Source organism: Providencia sp. PROV252 (assembly GCF_033676005.1).
GTDB classification, from domain to species: Bacteria; Pseudomonadota; Gammaproteobacteria; order Enterobacterales; family Enterobacteriaceae; genus Providencia; species Providencia vermicola.
In genome coordinates this window covers 3,127,777-3,147,835 of sequence record NZ_CP096294.1, presented here as the reverse complement: position 1 = coordinate 3,147,835, position 20,059 = coordinate 3,127,777, and the positions used below count along the sequence as shown (strand labels likewise).

General features: G+C 40.5%; 20 protein-coding genes. 17 read left to right on the top strand and 3 right to left on the bottom strand.

Annotation, left to right across the window (positions count from 1 at the left end; translation table 11 throughout):
• Positions 1-4: 4 nt before the first annotated feature.
• The 16 genes from napG (at position 5) to M1F05_RS14435 (ending at position 15,522) form a co-directional block, all read left to right on the top strand.
• Positions 5-715, top strand: a complete 711-nt coding sequence (gene napG, locus M1F05_RS14510; protein WP_206082772.1) for a ferredoxin-type protein NapG — start codon at positions 5-7, stop codon at positions 713-715.
• The gene (gene napH, locus M1F05_RS14505) at positions 702-1,565 is read left to right on the top strand and encodes a quinol dehydrogenase ferredoxin subunit NapH (protein ID WP_206082771.1); all 864 of its coding nucleotides are present in this window, start codon (positions 702-704) and stop codon (positions 1,563-1,565) included. The genes napG and napH overlap by 14 nt, the downstream gene beginning before the upstream one ends.
• Complete coding sequence (gene napB, locus M1F05_RS14500; RefSeq protein ID WP_206082770.1) at positions 1,562-2,011, top strand: nitrate reductase cytochrome c-type subunit; 450 nt, start codon at positions 1,562-1,564, stop codon at positions 2,009-2,011. The genes napH and napB overlap by 4 nt, the downstream gene beginning before the upstream one ends.
• A gap of 9 nt (positions 2,012-2,020) precedes the next feature.
• The gene (gene napC / locus M1F05_RS14495; RefSeq protein ID WP_206082769.1) at positions 2,021-2,659 is read left to right on the top strand and encodes a cytochrome c-type protein NapC; all 639 of its coding nucleotides are present in this window, start codon (positions 2,021-2,023) and stop codon (positions 2,657-2,659) included.
• A 197-nt stretch (positions 2,660-2,856) separates the two neighbouring features.
• Positions 2,857-3,597: a heme ABC transporter permease gene (locus M1F05_RS14490; protein ID WP_206082768.1), complete on the top strand. Its 741-nt coding sequence runs from the start codon at positions 2,857-2,859 to the stop codon at positions 3,595-3,597.
• Positions 3,594-3,806, top strand: coding sequence for a heme exporter protein CcmD (gene ccmD, locus M1F05_RS14485; protein WP_206082767.1), 213 nt, complete (start codon positions 3,594-3,596; stop codon positions 3,804-3,806). The genes M1F05_RS14490 and ccmD overlap by 4 nt, the downstream gene beginning before the upstream one ends.
• The gene (gene ccmE, locus M1F05_RS14480; RefSeq protein WP_206082766.1) at positions 3,803-4,288 is read left to right on the top strand and encodes a cytochrome c maturation protein CcmE; all 486 of its coding nucleotides are present in this window, start codon (positions 3,803-3,805) and stop codon (positions 4,286-4,288) included. The genes ccmD and ccmE overlap by 4 nt, the downstream gene beginning before the upstream one ends.
• Complete coding sequence (locus tag M1F05_RS14475) at positions 4,285-6,216, top strand: heme lyase CcmF/NrfE family subunit (RefSeq protein ID WP_206082765.1); 1,932 nt, start codon at positions 4,285-4,287, stop codon at positions 6,214-6,216. Before ccmE ends, M1F05_RS14475 begins: the two co-directional genes overlap by 4 nt.
• A complete protein-coding gene (locus M1F05_RS14470; protein ID WP_206082764.1) occupies positions 6,213-6,770 on the top strand; it encodes a DsbE family thiol:disulfide interchange protein in 558 nt (185 codons plus the stop codon). The genes M1F05_RS14475 and M1F05_RS14470 overlap by 4 nt, the downstream gene beginning before the upstream one ends.
• Positions 6,767-7,837 (top strand): cytochrome c-type biogenesis protein CcmH, encoded by a 1,071-nt coding sequence (locus M1F05_RS14465; RefSeq protein WP_206082763.1) that lies wholly within the window; start codon positions 6,767-6,769, stop codon positions 7,835-7,837. The genes M1F05_RS14470 and M1F05_RS14465 overlap by 4 nt, the downstream gene beginning before the upstream one ends.
• Positions 7,838-8,462: 625 nt before the next feature.
• Complete coding sequence (locus M1F05_RS14460) at positions 8,463-9,683, top strand: PfkB family carbohydrate kinase (RefSeq protein ID WP_206082762.1); 1,221 nt, start codon at positions 8,463-8,465, stop codon at positions 9,681-9,683.
• A gap of 26 nt (positions 9,684-9,709) precedes the next feature.
• Positions 9,710-10,447 (top strand): glutamine amidotransferase, encoded by a 738-nt coding sequence (locus M1F05_RS14455; protein ID WP_206082761.1) that lies wholly within the window; start codon positions 9,710-9,712, stop codon positions 10,445-10,447.
• Positions 10,448-10,568: 121 nt separating this feature from the next.
• Complete coding sequence (locus tag M1F05_RS14450; RefSeq protein ID WP_206082760.1) at positions 10,569-11,534, top strand: DMT family transporter; 966 nt, start codon at positions 10,569-10,571, stop codon at positions 11,532-11,534.
• Between the two features lie 2 nt (positions 11,535-11,536).
• Complete coding sequence (locus M1F05_RS14445) at positions 11,537-12,568, top strand: phosphotriesterase (protein WP_206082759.1); 1,032 nt, start codon at positions 11,537-11,539, stop codon at positions 12,566-12,568.
• 250 nt (positions 12,569-12,818) lie between these two features.
• A complete protein-coding gene (locus M1F05_RS14440; RefSeq protein ID WP_241016784.1) occupies positions 12,819-13,298 on the top strand; it encodes a DUF2946 domain-containing protein in 480 nt (159 codons plus the stop codon).
• A gap of 187 nt (positions 13,299-13,485) precedes the next feature.
• On the top strand, positions 13,486-15,522 hold the full coding sequence (locus tag M1F05_RS14435; protein WP_206082758.1) for a TonB-dependent copper receptor: 2,037 nt from the start codon (positions 13,486-13,488) through the stop codon (positions 15,520-15,522).
• 52 nt (positions 15,523-15,574) lie between these two features.
• Here M1F05_RS14435 and M1F05_RS14430 read toward each other — a convergent pair whose 3' ends face one another.
• A complete protein-coding gene (locus M1F05_RS14430; RefSeq protein WP_206082757.1) occupies positions 15,575-16,459 on the bottom strand; it encodes a helix-turn-helix domain-containing protein in 885 nt (294 codons plus the stop codon).
• A 924-nt stretch (positions 16,460-17,383) separates the two neighbouring features.
• Between M1F05_RS14430 and M1F05_RS14425 the strand changes: the two genes are divergently transcribed.
• Entirely contained in the window at positions 17,384-17,638 is a 255-nt protein-coding gene (locus M1F05_RS14425) for a helix-turn-helix domain-containing protein (RefSeq protein ID WP_206082756.1), read from the top strand.
• A gap of 150 nt (positions 17,639-17,788) precedes the next feature.
• Here the strand turns inward: M1F05_RS14425 and M1F05_RS14420 are convergent, their stop codons facing one another.
• Together M1F05_RS14420 and M1F05_RS14415 are read right to left on the bottom strand one after the other, a co-directional pair.
• Complete coding sequence (locus M1F05_RS14420) at positions 17,789-18,784, bottom strand: hypothetical protein (protein ID WP_241016783.1); 996 nt, start codon at positions 18,782-18,784, stop codon at positions 17,789-17,791.
• Positions 18,785-19,040: 256 nt separating this feature from the next.
• On the bottom strand, positions 19,041-19,877 hold the full coding sequence (locus M1F05_RS14415; protein ID WP_206082755.1) for a MurR/RpiR family transcriptional regulator: 837 nt from the start codon (positions 19,875-19,877) through the stop codon (positions 19,041-19,043).
• Positions 19,878-20,059 lie beyond the last annotated feature (182 nt).

The following is a 20,059-nucleotide window of genomic DNA, read 5'->3' as shown; positions in this document are numbered from 1 at the left end:
GCTAATGCCCCAGAAAACGCATCCTAACAAGGTTAAGTCTCAGAACAGTCGCCGTCGCTTTTTGCGTGATGTAGGGCGTGCTGCGGGTGGGTTAGTGGCTGTTGGTGTGGTACTGGGGCTTCAGCAACAAACCTCCCGAGCGAGCGGTGTGAGACTTCGCCCGCCGGGTGCGCTAAATGAAGCTGCATTTGCGAGTGCCTGTGTGCGCTGCGGTCAATGCGTTCAAGCCTGCCCTTATGACATGTTGAAATTAGCGACATTGGCATCGGGTCTGGCAGCGGGAACACCGTATTTTATCGCCCGTGAAAACCCGTGTGAAATGTGTGAAGACATTCCATGTGCAAAAGTGTGCCCAAGTGGTGCGCTGGATAAAGACATTGAGTCTATCAATGATGCGCGTATGGGCTTGGCTGTGTTACTTGACCAAGAAAACTGTCTGAACTTCCAAGGGTTGCGTTGTGATGTGTGTTACCGCGTTTGTCCGCTTATTGACGAAGCGATCACATTGGAGCTTGAGCAGAATCATCGAACAGGTAAACACGCGCGTTTCTTACCAACGGTAAACAGCAATTACTGCACGGGTTGCGGTAAGTGCGAGCAAGCTTGTGTGCTGGAAGAAGCGGCTATCAAAGTGTTGCCAAGAGACTTGGCGAAAGGTGAATTAGGCCATCATTACCGTTTTGGTTGGCTGGAGGGAAACAATGGCAAATCGTAAACGCGACGCCGGACGTGAAGCTCAGGCAAAAAAAGGGTGGTGGCAAAGCCACAAATGGTTGGTGTTAAGGCGTGTCAGCCAATTATTGGTGCTAGCGATGTTTTTGAGTGGTCCATGGCTTGGTGTGTGGATCTTACACGGAAACTATAGCAGTAGCTTATTGTTAGGCACAGTTCCATTGACCGACCCACTGATTACATTAGAGAGCTTAGCAAGTGGTTACTTACCAGGGATCTCTGCGCTGATCGGTGCCGCTATTGTATTCGGTGTATATGCGCTATTAGGTAAACGTATTTTTTGCAGTTGGGTTTGCCCTGTTAATCCGATAACTGATGCTGCAGCATGGCTGCGCCGTAAGTTTGACTTGAACCAATCCGCCACCATTCCACGCTACATTCGTTATGTGTTGCTGGTGGTGATTTTAGTGGGGTCAGCGGTGACAGGTACTTTACTGTGGGAATGGCTAAATCCAGTTTCATTAATGGGGCGTAGTTTAATTTTCGGTTTTGGAAGTGGTGCATTGGTTTTAGTTGCGCTGTTTTTATTCGATTTATTGGTAGTGGAACATGGCTGGTGCGGTCACCTTTGCCCATTAGGCGCACTGTATGGTGTCGCAGGTTGTAAGGGCGCACTGGTCGTCACGGCGGTGAATAAAAAAGACTGTAGCCGCTGTATGGATTGTTTCCACGTTTGCCCGGAGCCGCAAGTGTTGCGTGCGCCGGTCCTCGATAAACAAGCCCCAGCACTGATTTCTGATAAAGACTGTATTACTTGCGGTCGTTGTATCGATGTCTGTTCTGAGGATGTTTTTAAAATAACACTACGATGGAGCTCGGGAGCTAAATCATGAAAAATTCAGTCCTGAAAAAGACGCTAAGCCGCGCAATCGCAGGTATGGTCTTTGTTGTCAGTGGTCTAGTTTGGGCTGCTAATGGTGTCGATTTGACGCAATCGCCAGAAGTGTCTGGTACGACTGAGGGAAGTATTCATATTCCTAAAGAGCAAGAAAGAATGGCACTAAACTATGTGAACCAGCCGCCGATGATCCCACATAGCGTTGAGGGTTACCAAATTACCACCAACACGAACCGTTGTTTACAATGCCACGGCGTTGAAAACTACCGTACCACAGGTGCTCCACGTGTTAGCCCAACACACTTTATGGATGCAACTGGGAAAGTATTGGGGGAAGTCGCACCAAACCGTTATTTCTGTTTACAGTGCCATGTACCACAATCGGATACTCCGGCAATCATTGATAACACATTTACCCCATCCAAAGGTTTTGGGAAATAAGGGGGAATTATGGCAAATAATAACGAAAAACCAACAACAGGTGAAAAGCCGAAGAAAAAAGGCTTGTTTGGGCTGATTGGACGTATATGGCAATGGTGGCGTAGACCTAGCCGCTTAGCATTAGGCACGTTATTGCTGATTGGTTTTGTCAGTGGCGTGATCTTCTGGGGTGGCTTTAACACAGGTATGGAGATGGCGAATACAGAAGAGTTTTGTATTAGCTGTCACGAAATGCGTGAAAATGTCTATGAAGAATATATGGATACGATTCACTATACTAACCGTAGTGGTGTTCGTGCAACCTGTCCAGATTGTCACGTACCTCACGAATTTGGTCCTAAAATGGTGCGTAAAATCCAAGCCAGTAAAGAATTATACGGGAAAATTTTTGGCATTATCGATACGCCGCAAAAATTTGAAGATCACCGTTTAGCGATGGCGCAAAGTGAGTGGCGGCGAATGAAAAACAATGACTCGCAGGAGTGCCGTAACTGCCACAACTTTGAGTATATGGACTTCACTGCCCAAAAAGGGGTGGCTGCCAAAATGCATGACCAAGCCGTTACGGAGGGTAAAACCTGTATAGACTGCCATAAAGGGATTGCACATAAGCTTCCTGATATGCGTGAAGTTGAACCAGGCTTTTAATCTGGAGTTATCGTTTTATGATTGGTTATCTCAATGAATTATAAGTGATGATCACGAAATAGGCTGATTATGCATAAGAGTATAATCAGCCTAAGTTATATTTGTGTTAAATCAATATCTTTGCTTTTTTAATGTGTATTGTATGATGCTGTCACTCAGCATTTACTAACAATATAATAAATCAGGGTAATTAAACTATGTGGAAAAAGCTTCATCAACTTGCCATCCCCGTTAACCTTTACCGGTTATGTGGGCGTCTAGTACCGTGGTTTATTATATTAAGTGTGATTTGTTTAGCGGTAGGTTGGGTCTGGGGTTTTGGTTTTGCACCAACCGATAAAGTGCAAAGCGATAGTTACCGTATTATGTATATTCACGTACCTGCTGCGATGTGGTCAATGGGGATTTATGCCACGATGGCGATCACTGCCTTTATTGGGCTAGTGTGGCAGATGAAAGTGTCGGAGCTGGCGATTGCCGCAATGGCACCCGTTGGCGCGGTCTTTACTTTTATTGCATTAGTCACTGGCGCGACATGGGGTAAGCCGATGTGGGGCGCTTGGTGGGTGTGGGATGCACGTTTAACCTCTGAATTAATTCTATTTTTTCTGTATGTGGGCGTTATTGCGTTATGGCATGCCTTTGATGACCGCCGTACAGCGGGCAAAGCTGCGGCGATTTTAGTATTAATTGGCGTGATTAACTTACCTATCATTCATTACTCTGTTGAATGGTGGCAAACACTGCATCAGCCGTCGACACGCATGCAAGAAAGTATCAACCCAGCGATGCGCACACCACTGCGCCTAGCTATCCTTGGGTATCTATTCTTATTTATCTCTTTAACACTCATTCGCTTACGTAATCAGTTATTGATCCTCGAACGTAACCGCCCTTGGGTGCTCGATATTGTGAAAAAAGGAGGGCGCCTTAAATGACCAGCGCATTTGCATCTTGGAGCGATTTCTTTGCGATGGGAGGCTATGGGTTTTATGTCTGGTTGGCGGTGGCGCTGACCTTAATCCCTATATTGCTACTCTGTGTGCATACCGTTATCCAACGAAAAATGATCATTAATGCCATTATTCAACAGCAAGCTCGCGAACAAAGACAAAAAACCGCAAGAGCGCGTAGGGAGGAGATGTGAATATTCGTCGTCGTAACCGACTTTGGTTAATTTGTTCCATACTTATTGGTGTTGGCTTAACGCTAGCGCTGATCCTCTACGCACTGCGCTCAAGTATTGATCTCTTTTATACACCCGGTGAAATCATTTACGGTAAACGTGAAACTCAGCAGATGCCTGAAGTTGGGCAGCGTTTACGTGTGGGTGGTATGGTCATGCCAGGCAGCGTTGTGCGTGATGCTGATCCAAAATCATTAAAAATCACCTTCACCGTTTATGATGCAGAAGCAGAAATTGATGTCAGTTATGACGGAATTTTGCCAGACTTATTTAAAGAAGGGCAAGGTGTGGTCGTACAAGGTGAATTACAAGAAAATAATCATGTTCTAGCGAAAGAAGTGTTAGCCAAACATGATGAAAATTACACGCCGCCAGAAGTGGAAAAAGCAATGCAAGAAAACCATCGGAGACCAGCCGCAGCCTATAAGGAAAATGCGTCATGATCCCAGAAATTGGTAGCATTTTACTGTGCTTGGCACTCGGCCTTGCCGTTTTGCTGTCTATCTACCCACTGTGGGGAGTGGCGCGTAACGATACGCGTTTAATGGCCTCATCGCGTCCGTTGGCGTGGTTACTGTTTCTTTGTGTGACGGGGGCATTTCTTGTTCTCGTCAATGCGTTTGTCGTAAATGATTTTTCTGTCACTTATGTGGCGAACAACTCGAATACTCAACTACCGATTTGGTATCGCGTTGCCGCAACGTGGGGCGCTCACGAAGGTTCATTGTTGTTATGGGTCTTGTTGATGAGTGGCTGGACATTTGCGGTCGCGCTGTTTAGCTATCGCATGCCATTAGACATCGTAGCTCGTGTGCTTGCGGTGATGGGGATGGTGAGTGTTGGCTTTTTACTGTTTATCATTTTTACCTCAAACCCATTTTCACGCACATTACCGTCGTTCCCAATTGAAGGGCGCGACCTGAACCCATTGTTACAAGACCCCGGTCTTATTTTCCACCCACCTTTATTGTATATGGGCTATGTGGGTTTCTCAGTGGCATTTGCCTTTGCGATTGCGGCCTTGCTCAGTGGGCGATTAGACAGCTCCTTTACCCGTTTTGCCCGTCCTTGGACGATGGCTGCATGGTTTTTCTTAACGCTTGGGATCATGTTAGGTTCCGCATGGGCCTATTATGAACTTGGCTGGGGCGGCTGGTGGTTCTGGGATCCAGTAGAAAATGCCTCCTTTATGCCATGGCTAGTGGGAACGGCATTGATTCACTCTTTATCGGTGACGGAACAACGAGCGACATTTAAAGCGTGGTCATTGCTCTTATCGATATTTGCCTTCTCATTATGTTTACTCGGCACATTCTTGGTGCGTTCGGGCGTGTTAGTTTCTGTGCATGCGTTCGCCTCTGACCCATCCCGTGGGCTTTTCATCCTAGCATTTATGGTGCTGGTGATCGGCGGTTCGCTGCTCGTGTTTGCACTGCGAGGCCATAAAGTACGTTCACGCGTTAACAATGCGCTGTGGTCGCGTGAATCCATGTTATTGGGTAATAACGTGATTTTAACTGCGGCGATGCTCGTCGTGCTGCTTGGCACATTACTGCCGTTAGTTCATAAACAAATTGGGTTAGGCACCATTTCTATCGGTGAGCCGTTCTTTAATACCATGTTTATTGCATTGATGGTGCCATTTGCTTTGTTATTAGGGATTGGACCATTGGTTCGTTGGGGACGAGACCGTCCTGCAGCGATTAAAAAAATGCTGATTATTGCGACAGTGATGACGCTCATTCTGTCATTCGCATTACCAATGCTAATGGAAGACCGCGTTGAGGCATTGACCGTTGTTGGTTTGATGATGGCGATATGGATTGCCATTTTAGCGTTCGCTGAAATGAAAGTGCGCATCAGCAAAAAAATCAAACTGACGCCAAGCTACTGGGGTATGGTATGTGCTCATTTAGGCTTAGCGGTAACGATTGTAGGGATTGCCTTTAGCCAAAACTACAGCATTGAGCGTGATGTGAAAATGAAACCAGGGGATAACATTGCTATTCACGGTTACACCTTCACCTTTAATGGTGTACGTGAAGCAGATGGCCCGAACTATCAAGGGGTTATCGGCAGTATTTCTGTCACCAAAAACGACAAAGTGGTGAGTATCTTAATGCCTGAAAAACGCTTTTATAGCGTGAGCCGTGCTGTCATGACGGAAGCCGCGATTGATGGTGGTATTACCCGCGATTTATACGCCGCCCTTGGTGAGGAAGTCGATAAAAATACGTGGACTATGCGTTTGTATTATAAGCCATTTGTTCGCTGGATCTGGTCTGGTGGTGTGTTAATGGCAATTGGCGCATTATTCTGCCTGTTTGACCCACGTTATCGTCGTCGTAAATTACAAGGGGAAACGGCATGAACCGCAAAGTCTTTTTAATCCCTTTTATTATCTTCGCAGGGATAGCCGCGGTGTTGCTGTGGCAGTTAATGCGTAATGCAGAAGGCGATGACCCACGTTTATTAGAGTCTGCATTAATTGGTAAGCCCGTACCTGTTTTTCGCTTGGAATCGTTAGAAAACCCTGGAAAGCATTACGAGTCAGAGGTGTTAACGCAAGGTCAGCCTATCTTATTGAATGTTTGGGCAACATGGTGCGTCACTTGCCGTGCGGAGCACCAGTACCTCAACTCGTTATCAGCGCAAGGTGTTCGTGTGGTTGGCTTAAATTATAAAGACAAACGCGATAAAGCAATTGTATGGTTGCGTCAGCTGGGTAACCCTTACGCATTAAGCCTATTTGATGGTGAAGGTATGTTAGCGCTCGATCTCGGGGTTTATGGTGCACCAGAAACCTTCCTTATTGATGGCAATGGGATTATTCGTTACCGCCACGCAGGGGCAATGGATGAACGTATTTGGGAAAAAGAATTTAAACCCCTTTGGGAGCGCTATAACCAGGAGGCGAACCAATGAGGTATTTACTCGGTCTATTGATGCTTGCACTCAGTGCAACAATCACGTATGCCTCTACGGAAGTATTTACGTTTGATAACGAACAACAAGAGCAGCAATTTCGTAAATTAACAGAAGAGCTGCGTTGTCCTAAGTGCCAAAATAACAGTATTGCCGACTCTAACTCGATGATTGCGCTGGATTTACGCCAAAAAGTGTATGAGTTGATGAAAGAAGGCAAAAACCGTGATGAAATCGTCGATTATATGGTGGCGCGTTATGGTTACTTTGTTACTTATAACCCACCCTTAACGCCATTAACAATGATGTTATGGGGGCTGCCATTTGTCGCTATCATCATTGGTGGCTGGATTATTTTTGCCCGCTCGAAAAAACGTGTGCGTATCAAGCAGGTGGAAAACGGTGAAGAAGATGAAGTTCCTGAAGCTTCACGGGCAAGTAATTGGGTCTATTTACCAGGCGTATTGATTGCACTAGGTGTTGCGGCGGGGGCATATTACCAAGTGGGTAGTTATGAAAAGGTGACTGATTGGAACAATGCTTATCAACAAGCACCTGCTTTGCTGGATAGAGCCTTAGACCCTTCTGAGCCACCGCTGAATAATGCAGAAATGGAGCATTTAGCATTAGGCTTGCGTACTCGCTTACAAGAAGATCCGCAAAATTTAGAAGCATGGGTGATGCTAGGGCGCATTGGTATGGTGCTTGGTAATGCAACTATGGCAACTGATGCTTATGGCCGCGCGTATCGTCTTTCGCCGAAAGATGAAAATGTAGTGATAGGTTATGCAGAAGTGTTAACGCGTTCTTCTGATCCTGAAGATAACCGTCAAGGTGCAGAGTTACTGAAAAAGCTGATTGCAGAAGACCGCACGAATGTAAAAGCGTTAAGTATTTTTGCCTTCAATGCATTTGAACAAGAACGTTATGCAGAGGCAATTTCAGCATGGCAAATGATGCTAAAACTGTTGCCCGAGAATGACCAGCGCCGAGTGATTATTGAGCGCAGCGTGGAGCAAGCACTGATGATGGTGCATGAAAAGAAAGGCTCGTCAGCTGATAAGTAGTATCGATTTTGCTCAATATGATCTAAACGGGGGCGTAAGCCCCCGTTTTGTTTTTATAGTTTCAAATTCATTCAGGTCACGTTAGCGCCTTCAGCGAACAACTTTTTGCTTTAAGGGGGAACGTTTCTATCAGATCATCCCAATTCCACTTAGCTTACCTTTGCCCTATTTATCAAATTAAGCGTGTTCCTATTTTAGATTTTTTTTAATTTATTGAATTGTGAATATCATCACAAATAGACACTTCTTCTTTATTGATAGATTATAGCGATGAATAAATATATTTATTACAATAAAATTAAACCAGTATCGCATAACAGATTGATAATTTAACTTTAAAATAATAAACAAACTATTTATTTGAAAATTAAATAACGAATAAAATGAGAGTTAATATTTTCTTATCTTTAAAGTGATTAGTTGAAATTCAATTAAATTAATTAATCAATTCTAATATTATATTGATAATAATAGGGTATTTTACTTTGGTTGTTCTTTTTTGGTTTTTTTTGTTTTTATTTTTATGCTTTTTGCTTTTTTTTGCTTTTGAATAGGAAGGTATGAGTATAGTCACATTAACGCAACAAGGTATAAATTAGAGTAAATGCCATGAGGTAAAAATGGCATGAAAGCAGAACGACATAAGAAAATAATTAGTATTTTAAAAAATACAGGCGCAGCAAAAGTTTCTGTTTTATCGAAAGAACTTAATGTCACGAAAGAAACCATTAGGGCGGATTTAAATTCTTTAGCAAAAAAAGGAATTATTAGCCGTTGCCATGGTGGCGCATATATTGAATTTGAAACCCTAGACAAAGTTGCTAAAAAAGAAATTATTCAATTTCTTGAGTGCAATGAAAGTTTTAATGAAAGAACAGATAAGGATGATGCCGTGTTAGGTAAAGTATGTGTATTAGGTTCATTTAACGTTGATATGATTAGTTATTTACCTCGACTTCCTGAAGCGGGTGAATCATTATTATCGAATAAATTTATTTTTTCACCAGGTGGAAAGGGGTGTAATCAAGCATTAGCTGCAAGTTATTCTGATTCTCCTGTGCATTTTATTACTAAAATAGGAACAGACCAATTTAGTGAGTATGCAATAAATTTTATTTCTTCATCAAAAATAAAAACATCAACAATATACCAAACAGAAAAATACCAAACAGGAACGGCATCTATATTTGTTTCTGAAAATAGTGGGGAAAATATTATTTCTATCTATCCAGGTTCAAATATGGATATCTCTGCGGATGAAGTTAAAATTCAGAAAGATAAAATTGTAAATTCAAATATTATTCTTCTTCAATTAGAAACGAATATTGAAGCATTAAGGGAAATAATCGAAATTGGCAATGAATATAAAATTCCGATTATTTTAAACCCTGCGCCTTACAATAACATCGTAAATGAGCTAATTGGAAAGGTCGATATTTTGACACCGAATGAAACAGAAGCAAGCTTGCTTTCTGACATCAATGTTGTGGACATTGAAACTGCCAAAAAAGCAGCTGAAATTATCTATAACAAAGGCGTAAAAAAGGTTGTCATTACACTCGGAAGTAAAGGCTCTATTGCATTTGATGGTAATAAGTTCATTTATTCTCCGGCTTACACTGCCGTTGTTAAAAATACGGCGGGTGCAGGTGATGCATTTAATGGGGCTCTAGCCGCTTCATTAGCAAAAGGAAAACAATTTTCTTATGCCTTACGTTATGCATCAGCGTTTTCATCCCTGGCTGTTGAAACAAGCAACGCTTCAGAAATGCCTGAAGATATTAATGTTATGCATCGTATTAATCAAACAACCTACTCGCAGGTTGTGACTCAATCCCCTGAATAAATTAATATTCTGAAACGAGGAAAAAAATGAAAATTTTATTTATTGGTGAATCATGGCATATCCATATGATCCACACAAAAGGTTATGACAGCTTTACATCAAGTAAATATGAAGAAGGTGCTACATTTTTACTAGAGTGCTTAAAAAATAAAGGTGTAGAAATTGATTATATGCCAGCCCACACAGTGCAAATGGCATTTCCGAAAACTGTCGAAGAATTAGAAAAATATGATGTTGTTGTAATCAGTGATATCGGTGCTAATACGTTCCTATTACAAAATGATACTTTCTATAATATGAAAGTATTACCAAATGCATTAGGCCTAATTAAGCAATACGTTAGCCAAGGTGGCGGCTTATTAATGATCGGTGGTTATTTATCTTTTATGGGTATTGAAGCCAAAGCGAATTATAAAAATACGTTATTAGCCGATGTATTACCAGTCGAAATGTTAGATGGCGATGACCGTGTGGAAACGCCAGAAGGTATTTTCGCAACACCCCAAAATATGCAGCATGAAGCAATTAAAGGATTTGGTAATTGGCCGATGTTCTTAGGCTATAACAAAGTTAAGCCAAGAGAAAATACAGAAGTTGTTTTAAATATTGGTGATGATCCATTATTGGTCTTTGGCCAATATGAAAACGGAAAAACAGGTTGTTTTATGAGTGACTGTTCACCGCATTGGGGAAGTCGTGAGTTTATGGCTTGGGAACATTATTCAGATATGTGGGTAAATATTCTAAAGCAAATCGCACGTTAATTAATTCTTTAAAAGTAAAAAACCAAACAATAAAGAAAATAAGTGCTGAATTGTGTTCAGCACTTTGTAAGCCGATTACAAAAAATAATGACTCATAGTCAAAATCCAAAAGGAATATTTTATGAGTGTTAAAAGTTATTCTACTCCGTTTTTAATGATAGCAACGGTATTGGCCGGTATGTTATCGCCAATGCAATCTGCAGTGAATGGGCAGCTCGGTGATGTTTTAAAAGATGGTAATGCGAGTGCGGTTATTTCCTTTGCCAGTGGTTTGGTTGTGATGTTTTTTATCATTATTGCGAAAAAACAAACTCGACAACAATTTGCAGCAATTCCGAGTTTAATTAAGAACAAAAAAATCCCACTGTGGAATTGGTTTGCAGGGTTATGTGGCGCAATGGTGGTATTTTCTGAAGGGGCATCAGCCAGCGCATTAGGGATTGCTACCTTCCAAACAGCACTGATTTCAGCATTATTACTTTCAGGATTATTATGCGACCGTTTTGGCATTGGTATTGATGAGAAAAAACCGTTTACTACTTTTCGTGTATTAGGCGCCGTTTTTGCTGTCGTTGCTACTTTATTTGTGGTGTCGCCACAGTGGCATTCCAGCTCAGCAATTTATTTAGCTATTCTGCCTTTCTTAGCGGGTTTATTAGCAGGTTGGCAGCCTGCAGGTAACTCAAAAGTAGCCGAAGCCACTGGCTCTATGATGGTTTCTATCACGTGGAACTTTATTGTTGGCTTTACTGTTTTAACGATTGCGTTAGTGATCCGTATGGCATTAGGCCATTTGACCCTTGATTTACCTGGCGTTTGGTGGATGTATTTAGGTGGTCCATTAGGGCTTATGTCGATTGCATTAATGGCTATTTTAGTTCGCGGTTTAGGTTTGTTGATGTTAGGTGTGGCTTCAACGGCTGGCCAGTTACTTGGTTCTGTATTAATTGACCTTCTATTACCATCTCTCGGTAATACCGTTTATTTAGTCACTATCATCGGCACTGTATTTGCTTTAGTGGGAGCGATTATCACCACCATTCCTGAGTTTAGAGAAGCAAAAGCGACAAAAGCCGCAGGAGTATAAAGATGAAAGGGTATATCCAAACAGTGATTGGGCCTGTTAAAAAAGAAGATATGGGACTGACACTACCACATGAACATTTGTTTAACGATTTATCAACGGTTGTCGATGAACCATTCTATGATTTCTCGCACGTTCTGGTTGATAAAAAAGTGAGTGCAGACATCCAATGGGGCCTTAAACATGACCCGTATTGCTGTTGCGATAACATGGATAAAAAACCCATTGAAGATGTTATCTATGAAGTGAATAACTTCAAAGAATTAGGTGGCAGAACATTAGTCGATGCAACAGGCTCAAAGGCGATTGGTCGCGATGTACACCAATTACGTGAAGTGGCGATTGAAACGGGCATTAATGTTGTCGCTTCTTCTGGTTTATATATCGAAAAGTTTGAAGGCTCTCGCCTCGTCAACGATATCGATGCCATGGCTAAAATGATTGATGATGAGCTGAATATTGGTATTGATGGAACCGATATCTGTGCTGGTATGATTGGTGAAATCGGTGTTTCACCTTTTTTTACTGAAGGTGAAAAGAACAGTTTACGCGCGGCCTCTGTTGCACAGTTGGCAAATGACCACGTTTCTATGAATATCCACATGCCAGGCTGGCAGCGTCGTGGTGATGAAGTCCTTGATATCTTAATTAAGGAAATGGGCGTTAACCCAGCTAAAATTTCATTGGCGCACTCAGACCCATCAGGGAAAGACTTTGATTACCAGCGTCGGATGTTAGACCGAGGAGTTTGGCTTGAATTTGACATGATAGGCCTTGATATTTCATTTCCAAAAGAAGGGGTTGCTCCTACAGTGACAGAAACTGCAGATGCGGTTTGTAAGTTGATTGAGATGGGCTATGGTCAGCAAATTGTGTTAAGCCATGATGTGTTCCTTAAGCAGATGTGGGCTAAAAATGGTGGAAATGGTTGGGGGTTTGTTCCTAATGTTTTCTTATCCTTACTTGCGAAAAAAGGTATTGATAAATCAATGATTAACCGTCTTTGTATTGATAACCCAGCAAATTTATTGGCATAAATACACTGATCTATTTTGCGTTTGATCTGAAGAGAAAACATGTGCGGCACTTTATTGGAGTGCCGCATTTTTTGTTTTTTAGTTTGATAAGGTATTTCAAGGAGCTTGAGTGAGTTTGTTAATCAGACAACTGATTGATTTTATTCTTGAAGAATATTGACCGCATATCACTAAAAATACTCATAAAACTCATATTGAATTAACATATTACACAAATATCAATAACAATGAGAATCTAAATAAGATACAATTGCGCGCTATAAATATCTACCCAGATGACGGAAAAACGTTGCACCTGCGCCCCTCAATCAGACAACTTGCTGCCTATCTGGCGTTATTAGCCGTTGCTATGTTGTTCATTGCGCCATTGATCTCTAAATCGATGGAACAGATGAATCATTGTATAGCGACGAATAACGTTACAGAGAACACTGTAATGGCAGAGCATTCGATGCATTTGCATCAAGGGATGTTGATGCCTGAAGGTTGTGAACATAGCAGTGCAATGAATCACCTGTTAATGACGGGGATTGGGCAGTCACCGATGGAAGATATTGCCTGCGGTTACTGTCAGTTGTTGGTTCATTTTCCGTTTCTTATCTTATTGATTGCAGCCGTTATTCGGCAGCTCGCAACGCTAACACTGTTCCTACCATTTGAACGTAGTGTCCAGCTTTGGTTATTTAGACCTTGGACTTTGCGTTTAGCCAGAGCACCACCAATAATCTGATTTTCTTTAGCATGAATATTTCAACAAACTAATTCTATTTTTGCCTTATTCAGCAAGGTCGATTGCGTACGTCTTGAATTTCTTGAATTTGATTATATTTTCAAGAAACATCCCTGTAGGGAAGCATTGATTTTGTGATTAAAGCAAAGGTGGTGGTATTTTTATTGATATAAGAAACAGGTTAAAAATGAATACACTGCAATTTAAATTTGCACCTGCGGCAACATTGGTTATCAGCGCGATTTGTTCCGCCTCGGTTATGGCAAAAAATGAGATTAACCAAAGCCCAATCACTGAAAGCTCAGTCATGATTGTCACTGCTCCCGTTGATTCACCATTAACGATCACGACGTCGCCAAAAACACCAAGGCAGCCTGTTCCTGCTAGTGATGGCTCTGATTACCTCAAAACTATCCCTGGTTTTTCCCAAATTCGTAATGGTGGAACCAATGGCGATCCTGTTTTTCGTGGTATGTTTGGTTCGCGCTTGCGTATTTTAACCAATGACAGCGAAATGCTAGGGGCTTGCCCATCACGGATGGATGCGCCAACATCTTATATATCCCCTGAAAACTTTGATGTGCTTAATATGATTAAAGGGCCTCAAACGGTGCTCTGGGGACCCGGTAATTCAGCAGGGACAATTCGTTTTGAACGTGAAAAACCGTTATTCACCGAAGGTGGAATTAAAGGAAATGCAAGCGCGCTAACCGCGTCAAATAACCGTTGGGATGCGAATGCGGATGTTAGCGTGGGCAACGAAACAGGTTACTTACGTGTTATTGGCAATAAATCCCGTTCTAATGACTATAAAGATGGCAATGGCGATAAAGTCCCGTCGAAATGGGACAAATGGAATGCGGATATTGCAATTGGCTGGACGCCAGATGAATACACGTTATTAGAACTTACTGCTGGGAAAGGTGATGGTGAAGCACGTTATGCAGGGCGTGGCATGGATGGCTCTCAATTTAAACGTGAAAGTTATGGACTTCGTTTTGAAAAGAGCAATATCGGTGATGTTCTCGACAAAATAGAAGCCAATGCTTATTACAATTATGCTGACCATATTATGGATAACTATTCTCTACGCTCACCATCAGGTGGCGGAATGGGCGGACATATGGGGATGGGGCATGGCGGTCACGGTATGATGAATATGCCAATGAAAATGCGTGTTGACCGTGAAACGATGGGCGGCCGTGTGATGGGAATATGGCTCTGGACGGACTATGAGCTGCGAGCGGGGGCAGATATGCAAACCAATAAGCACCGCAGCAAAAGTACAAGTGGTTGGATGAAAGATGCACAATTCCAAGATTACGGCCTATTTAGTGAGTTAACATGGCAAGCTACCACACAAGGAAAGGTTGTCAGCGGGGCACGTTTGGATCGTGTACTTGTTGAAAATAATAAAGAAATCGGTTCATCAGGTCGTAACACCGTTATGCCAGCAGGTTTTGCTCGTTATGAGCATTCCCTCGAAAATACCCCTGTTATGCTGTATGCCGGTGTCGGTTACACCGAACGTTTTCCAGATTATTGGGAATTATTTTCACCGAAAATGGGGCCGGATGGTACCCACAATGTTTTTGACCGCCTAAAAACAGAAAAAACAACTCAACTTGATATTGGGGCAAAGTATAGCCATGAAAATACCAATGCGTGGGTTTCTGCCTATATTGGCCGTGTTGATGATTTCATTCTTTTCCGTTATAGCGCTAGCAATCCACGGATGAGTCAAGTTGAAAATGTGAATGCTATGATTATGGGGGGAGAGCTAGGCGTAGCACAAAAACTTAGTGACGAGTGGAAAGCTGATGCTAGCCTTGCTTATGCATGGGGAGAAAACAGAACAGACGGTAAAGCGCTTCCTCAGATGCCACCTCTTGAAAGTCGCTTTGGTTTGTCATGGGAAAAAGGGGACTGGACAACAACGGGCTTAGTTCGTGTTGTGAGTCGCCAAAACCGTGTGGCTATCAATGACGGCAATGTGGTGGGAAAAGACTTTAGCAAAAGCGCGGGCTTTACCATTTTCTCACTAAATACTGCATATAAAGTGAATGAAAATGTGAAATTAAGCGCAGGGGTCGATAATCTGTTTGATAAAACCTACAGTGAGCACTTAAATTTAGCGGGTAATAGCGGATTTGGTTATTCATCTAATATGCCAGTGAATGAACCTGGTAGAACGTTTTGGGCTAAAGTAAACGTGACATTTTAATTTATAATATGAGAATAACCCGCTATTTATTAGCGGGTTACTAAGAAATTTTTTAAATTATGACGGGTATATAATAATTGAGTTCTTGAATATAGTTATGTGGGTCATTAATAAAATCATGATAAGTTGGCTTAGACTTCAATATGTAGAGCTCAACATCGGAGCCATCCCCACGCATAATGTCCATTTCTGCGAGTACTTTGCCATATGCTGTGTAAATGATATCGTTATAATCAATCCCTTGCAGACTGCCATCGAATTTGATTTCTAAATAATTTCCTGCGGGGACTTGTAAGTTTTTTGCTTGTGCAGGAACGATATCTACATCTTTTTCATCTAAAGCCGTGGTATATAAGAAACGGCCTTCTTCGGTAGCATTTAAATCAACACCATGAATAGCATATAAATGTTGGGTAACATATTGGTTATTATCAAGGAATAATTTCCAATAATGACGTCTGAGCTCTTCAGTCTTAAGGTTCCATTCATTGATATCTTGTGTATAACGGTGTTGGACACCCAATAAATTGGTTGCAGTTAATTGGGTTAATCTAACTTGCACTTGTAATTCTTTGCTATCTCGAATTGGGAGGCAGAATCCGTCAACTTTCCAGCCTTCACGTTTTCGGTATTCAGATGGTGTCAGGTTAAACTGCTTTTTGAAGGCCCTGCAAAATGTTTGCTGAGAATCAAAGCGATAACGAAGAGAAATATCCATAATGCTATCATTGGTTAATCGCAACGCAACAGCGGAACAAGATAGACGCCTAGCACGAATATAAGAGCCTAATGCTAAGCCCGTCTGGTTTTTAAATAGACGCTGAAAGTGCCATTTAGTATATCCAGACCTATCGGCAACTGTATCAAGGGATAGGCGAGATTCTAAATTTTGTTCAATCCAAAGAATGATTTCTCTGATAACGCTTTCTTGTAGCATGATAATCCTTTCAATTCGCTTTTTACTTAAGATCAACAGAATGCAAAACTATCAATAGCAGGAGCCAATGTTAGGTGAGTATTCATGAGTCCTCTAAATAAGGATAGCATGTCTACTGACAATTTAATTAAAAAGATGTGAAGTTAAGTAAGTTTTGCAATTGTATGATTTAAATAAAAATCAACGCAATACGCCTATTCGGTGTTAACTTAAATTATTGCCTAATAAAAAGATAAAACTCAATTTTTATAAACTTAATTTTAGTATTAAATTAATATATAAAAATAAGGTGTCAAATAAGGTAGAAGATTATCACTTATGATACGTCAATATTAGATGGTATTTTAATGATTATTAAAAAAAGAATTGTATGCAGCAGATAATCTTGTCTTTATTTTATGGGGGGGATAAGTTATTTGAATATTTTTATAGATATCTGAATTTTTTATGATTTGAAGGTTGAAAATTAGTTTTGAGTTTGTTTTTATTGACTAATCCTTGGTGATGGAAACTTATTGATACGGTTGAAAACAAATTGTCACGTTAATTCTAAGGAAATAACAATAAATAGCTCAGATTGATTTTATAAGATTGGGAAAATAAGCTAGAATTTTAACTTAATTAAAAAGTAAATTACAAAACTAGAATAACATTATTGGATTATTCTTAAAAAGAAAATCCATTTTGTTTTTTGGGGAATTAATTTGTGATCTAATTCAACTTTAAAGTGTAACGATGTAATCTTAAAAAAACGTTTGTTTTCAAATGGATGTTTCTATTTTTTGGTTTTATTTATAAAGAAATAGTCTTATTTTGATGTGTTTAACTGAGGTTTTATTATTATGAATCAATTTATACACTTAATGGGAATGGTAATTTACGCCTCGATTAATTGTAATGTTATTAAATCTATTTGGGGGATTTATGAGTAAAGATAATATCGCTAAAATGTTAGGCTTAAAAATTAGAATGCAACGAGAGAGTCATAAAATGACAATAAAACAAACAGCGACTTTAATTGGCGTTTCGGAGGATGAAATGAGTCGTTTTGAGAACGGTGATAGCTGTATTGATGTTGATTCATTATTTCAATTTGCTTATTTATTTAATTTAGAGCCAACCACTTTTTTATATGGCGTTGTTAACACGAATAGTGGAGTGCGCAGTACATTGCATTAGTTAATTTGTAATGTCAGTCATCAGACTAGCTTCTATAAGATGTCTTTTGTGAATTGTCATTTTGAATATACATTATATAAATTCAATATGTTATGAAATACGAAAGCGAATTGCTTTTTACTTCATCAGGTATTCAAAAATGGAGTTACACTAAATAAAACCATTATTAGTTAGATGGTTTATTATTTCGTCAGTAAGTTTGTTCGCTTGTAACCAGTGATTCTTTTGCAATAATTTTTCGTCGTTATGTAATTTTAGGATAAATTGGTCAAGTTGCTTAACGATAGATGTTTTCTCGTTAATGCTTTGATTTTCTTTATTAATAATAAATTTACTCTCAGCTTCATAGCTGTGATTACACTGTTTAAGTGAAATTTTATCGGTAATATTTCCAGTATTAAAAAATAGCTCAATTGAAACGAGCAGCCCGCCTTTATGGCGAAGGTTAATAATGAGAACATCACCATTTTCCATTTTTGCGAAAGGGTGTGAGTATTGAACTGAAGTTTCGGTTAGGGATAAGTCAGGTAATAACGATAAAAGTAATTCAACTTTTTGCGTCAATGCACTGCGTAATGTATTGAAAGGGAGTCTATTTTCAGGCTCGATCATTCGATGGGAAGAAAGTCGTAATAACCCTGTTTCGGATTTATTTTTGACAGCTAAAGACGTTTTGAGTTGATTAAATGTATCTTCAAAAGAAAGCACTGGGTTGTAATAAATGCAAACGCCGTTACGTTTTGCTTGTTTAAATAACTCAGTTAGCTCAGGCTCTTTATAGTTGGGGATATTATTCAGCAAGAGATCTTTTCCTGCATCGATAGTGCGTTCTATCGTGAATTTGAGTAATTCATCACTGCACACTGATGTCATGATGATGGAGTTCACATCATCATTATTTATCAGTTCCTCGATTTTGCGCTTTTGGCACATATAATAGCTCATTGATGGTAACGATGGTTCAATATCACAAATTGCTTTGAGCTCACAATGATGTGCGCTCAATTTGACTGCTTGAATATACGGTAAATTTTGGTTGTACGTTCCGATTAAACCAACGCCAGTACGCTCTAGGGACGTGACGGAATGTTGCTCTTCAAGTAAACGAAGGTGACCTAGTAAATACAGAAAGTGTGTGTTTACCATGTTTTACCCCTATTTTTGCTGCCTATCGGAAATTCACATAATCTCAACATAACAGGGTGAAATAATAATTTCATTTTAATGTTTTGTTGGAATTTGTATTTTCTGATGTAACTCACAATTTACAGAAAATAATGTCGAAAAATCACATTTAAATTGTCGAGTCGAACAAAAGTGTGGGAGAGGAAGAATGGCTAATATAGAGCAGCTAAATAGAAGGCTCTTAACCCATGGAGGAGTGAGTTAAGAGCAATTATGCTTATATGAGCTTGCTGCCTTGGCGATAGGCTAAGGCTACAGTAAGTGATTGGGCTAAACATAATGTAGCAGACTGTGAACGAAAAGCATCAACTTGGGCTTCTTTAATCACAAAGCAGACATCACTAAAACTGGCCAATGGGCTGATTTGACTATCTGTGATAACAATTTGTTTTGCCCCTGTTTGAGCCGCTTTTTCACTTACCATCACAGTTTCTGAGGCATAAGGTGTGAAACTGATCGATATAACAACATCATTTTCGCTAATTCGGCTGATTTGCTCTTTAAACATTCCACCCAGCCCATCAATTAAAATTGGGCGGCATTCTAAATGACTCAGTGCGTAACTGAGATAAGTTGCAACGCTAAAGGAACGGCGTAAGCCAATAATGTAGACATTTTGTGCTCCTGCCAATAATGATACAGCTTTTTCCATATCTTCAGCAGGCGTTCTTGCTGCCATTTGCTGCAATGCTTGTGCGTTTGAATGCGCAAATTCTTTTAAAATTTGAGCTGGATCATCGCTTAGCTCCTGCTCACTATCCATTTCACGAAAGAGTCTTGCTCTATCTGTATAGCTAGCGGTTTCCTCAACCAAATTCATTCGAAATAGTTGTTTCATTTCATTGAAGCCACTGAAATCGAAAGCATTGGCGAAGCGGATCAGTGTTGATGGGGGAACATCGGCTTCTTTAGCAATAACGGCAACGGTATCGAAGGCAACGCTGTTAGTATTATCGAGCACATACCTCGCTACCTGTTGTAAGCGTTTACTGAGTTCGTCATAACGTGCACGAACTTGCTCTTGAAACTCATTTAAATTTGCTGCACTTGACATATAACCTCCATGATTTGGCTCTAATTGTAGTTGTTTTGTGCCGTTAGTCGAATCTTTTTGAAACAATCAGTTCATACGACCAAGCCTTTTCTCATCGTCTATCTTAAACTATGTAGTTTTCATTCAACAAATTGAATGGGTTATCTCATGTTCTTCTTTTATTGAATACACTAGAACCGCCG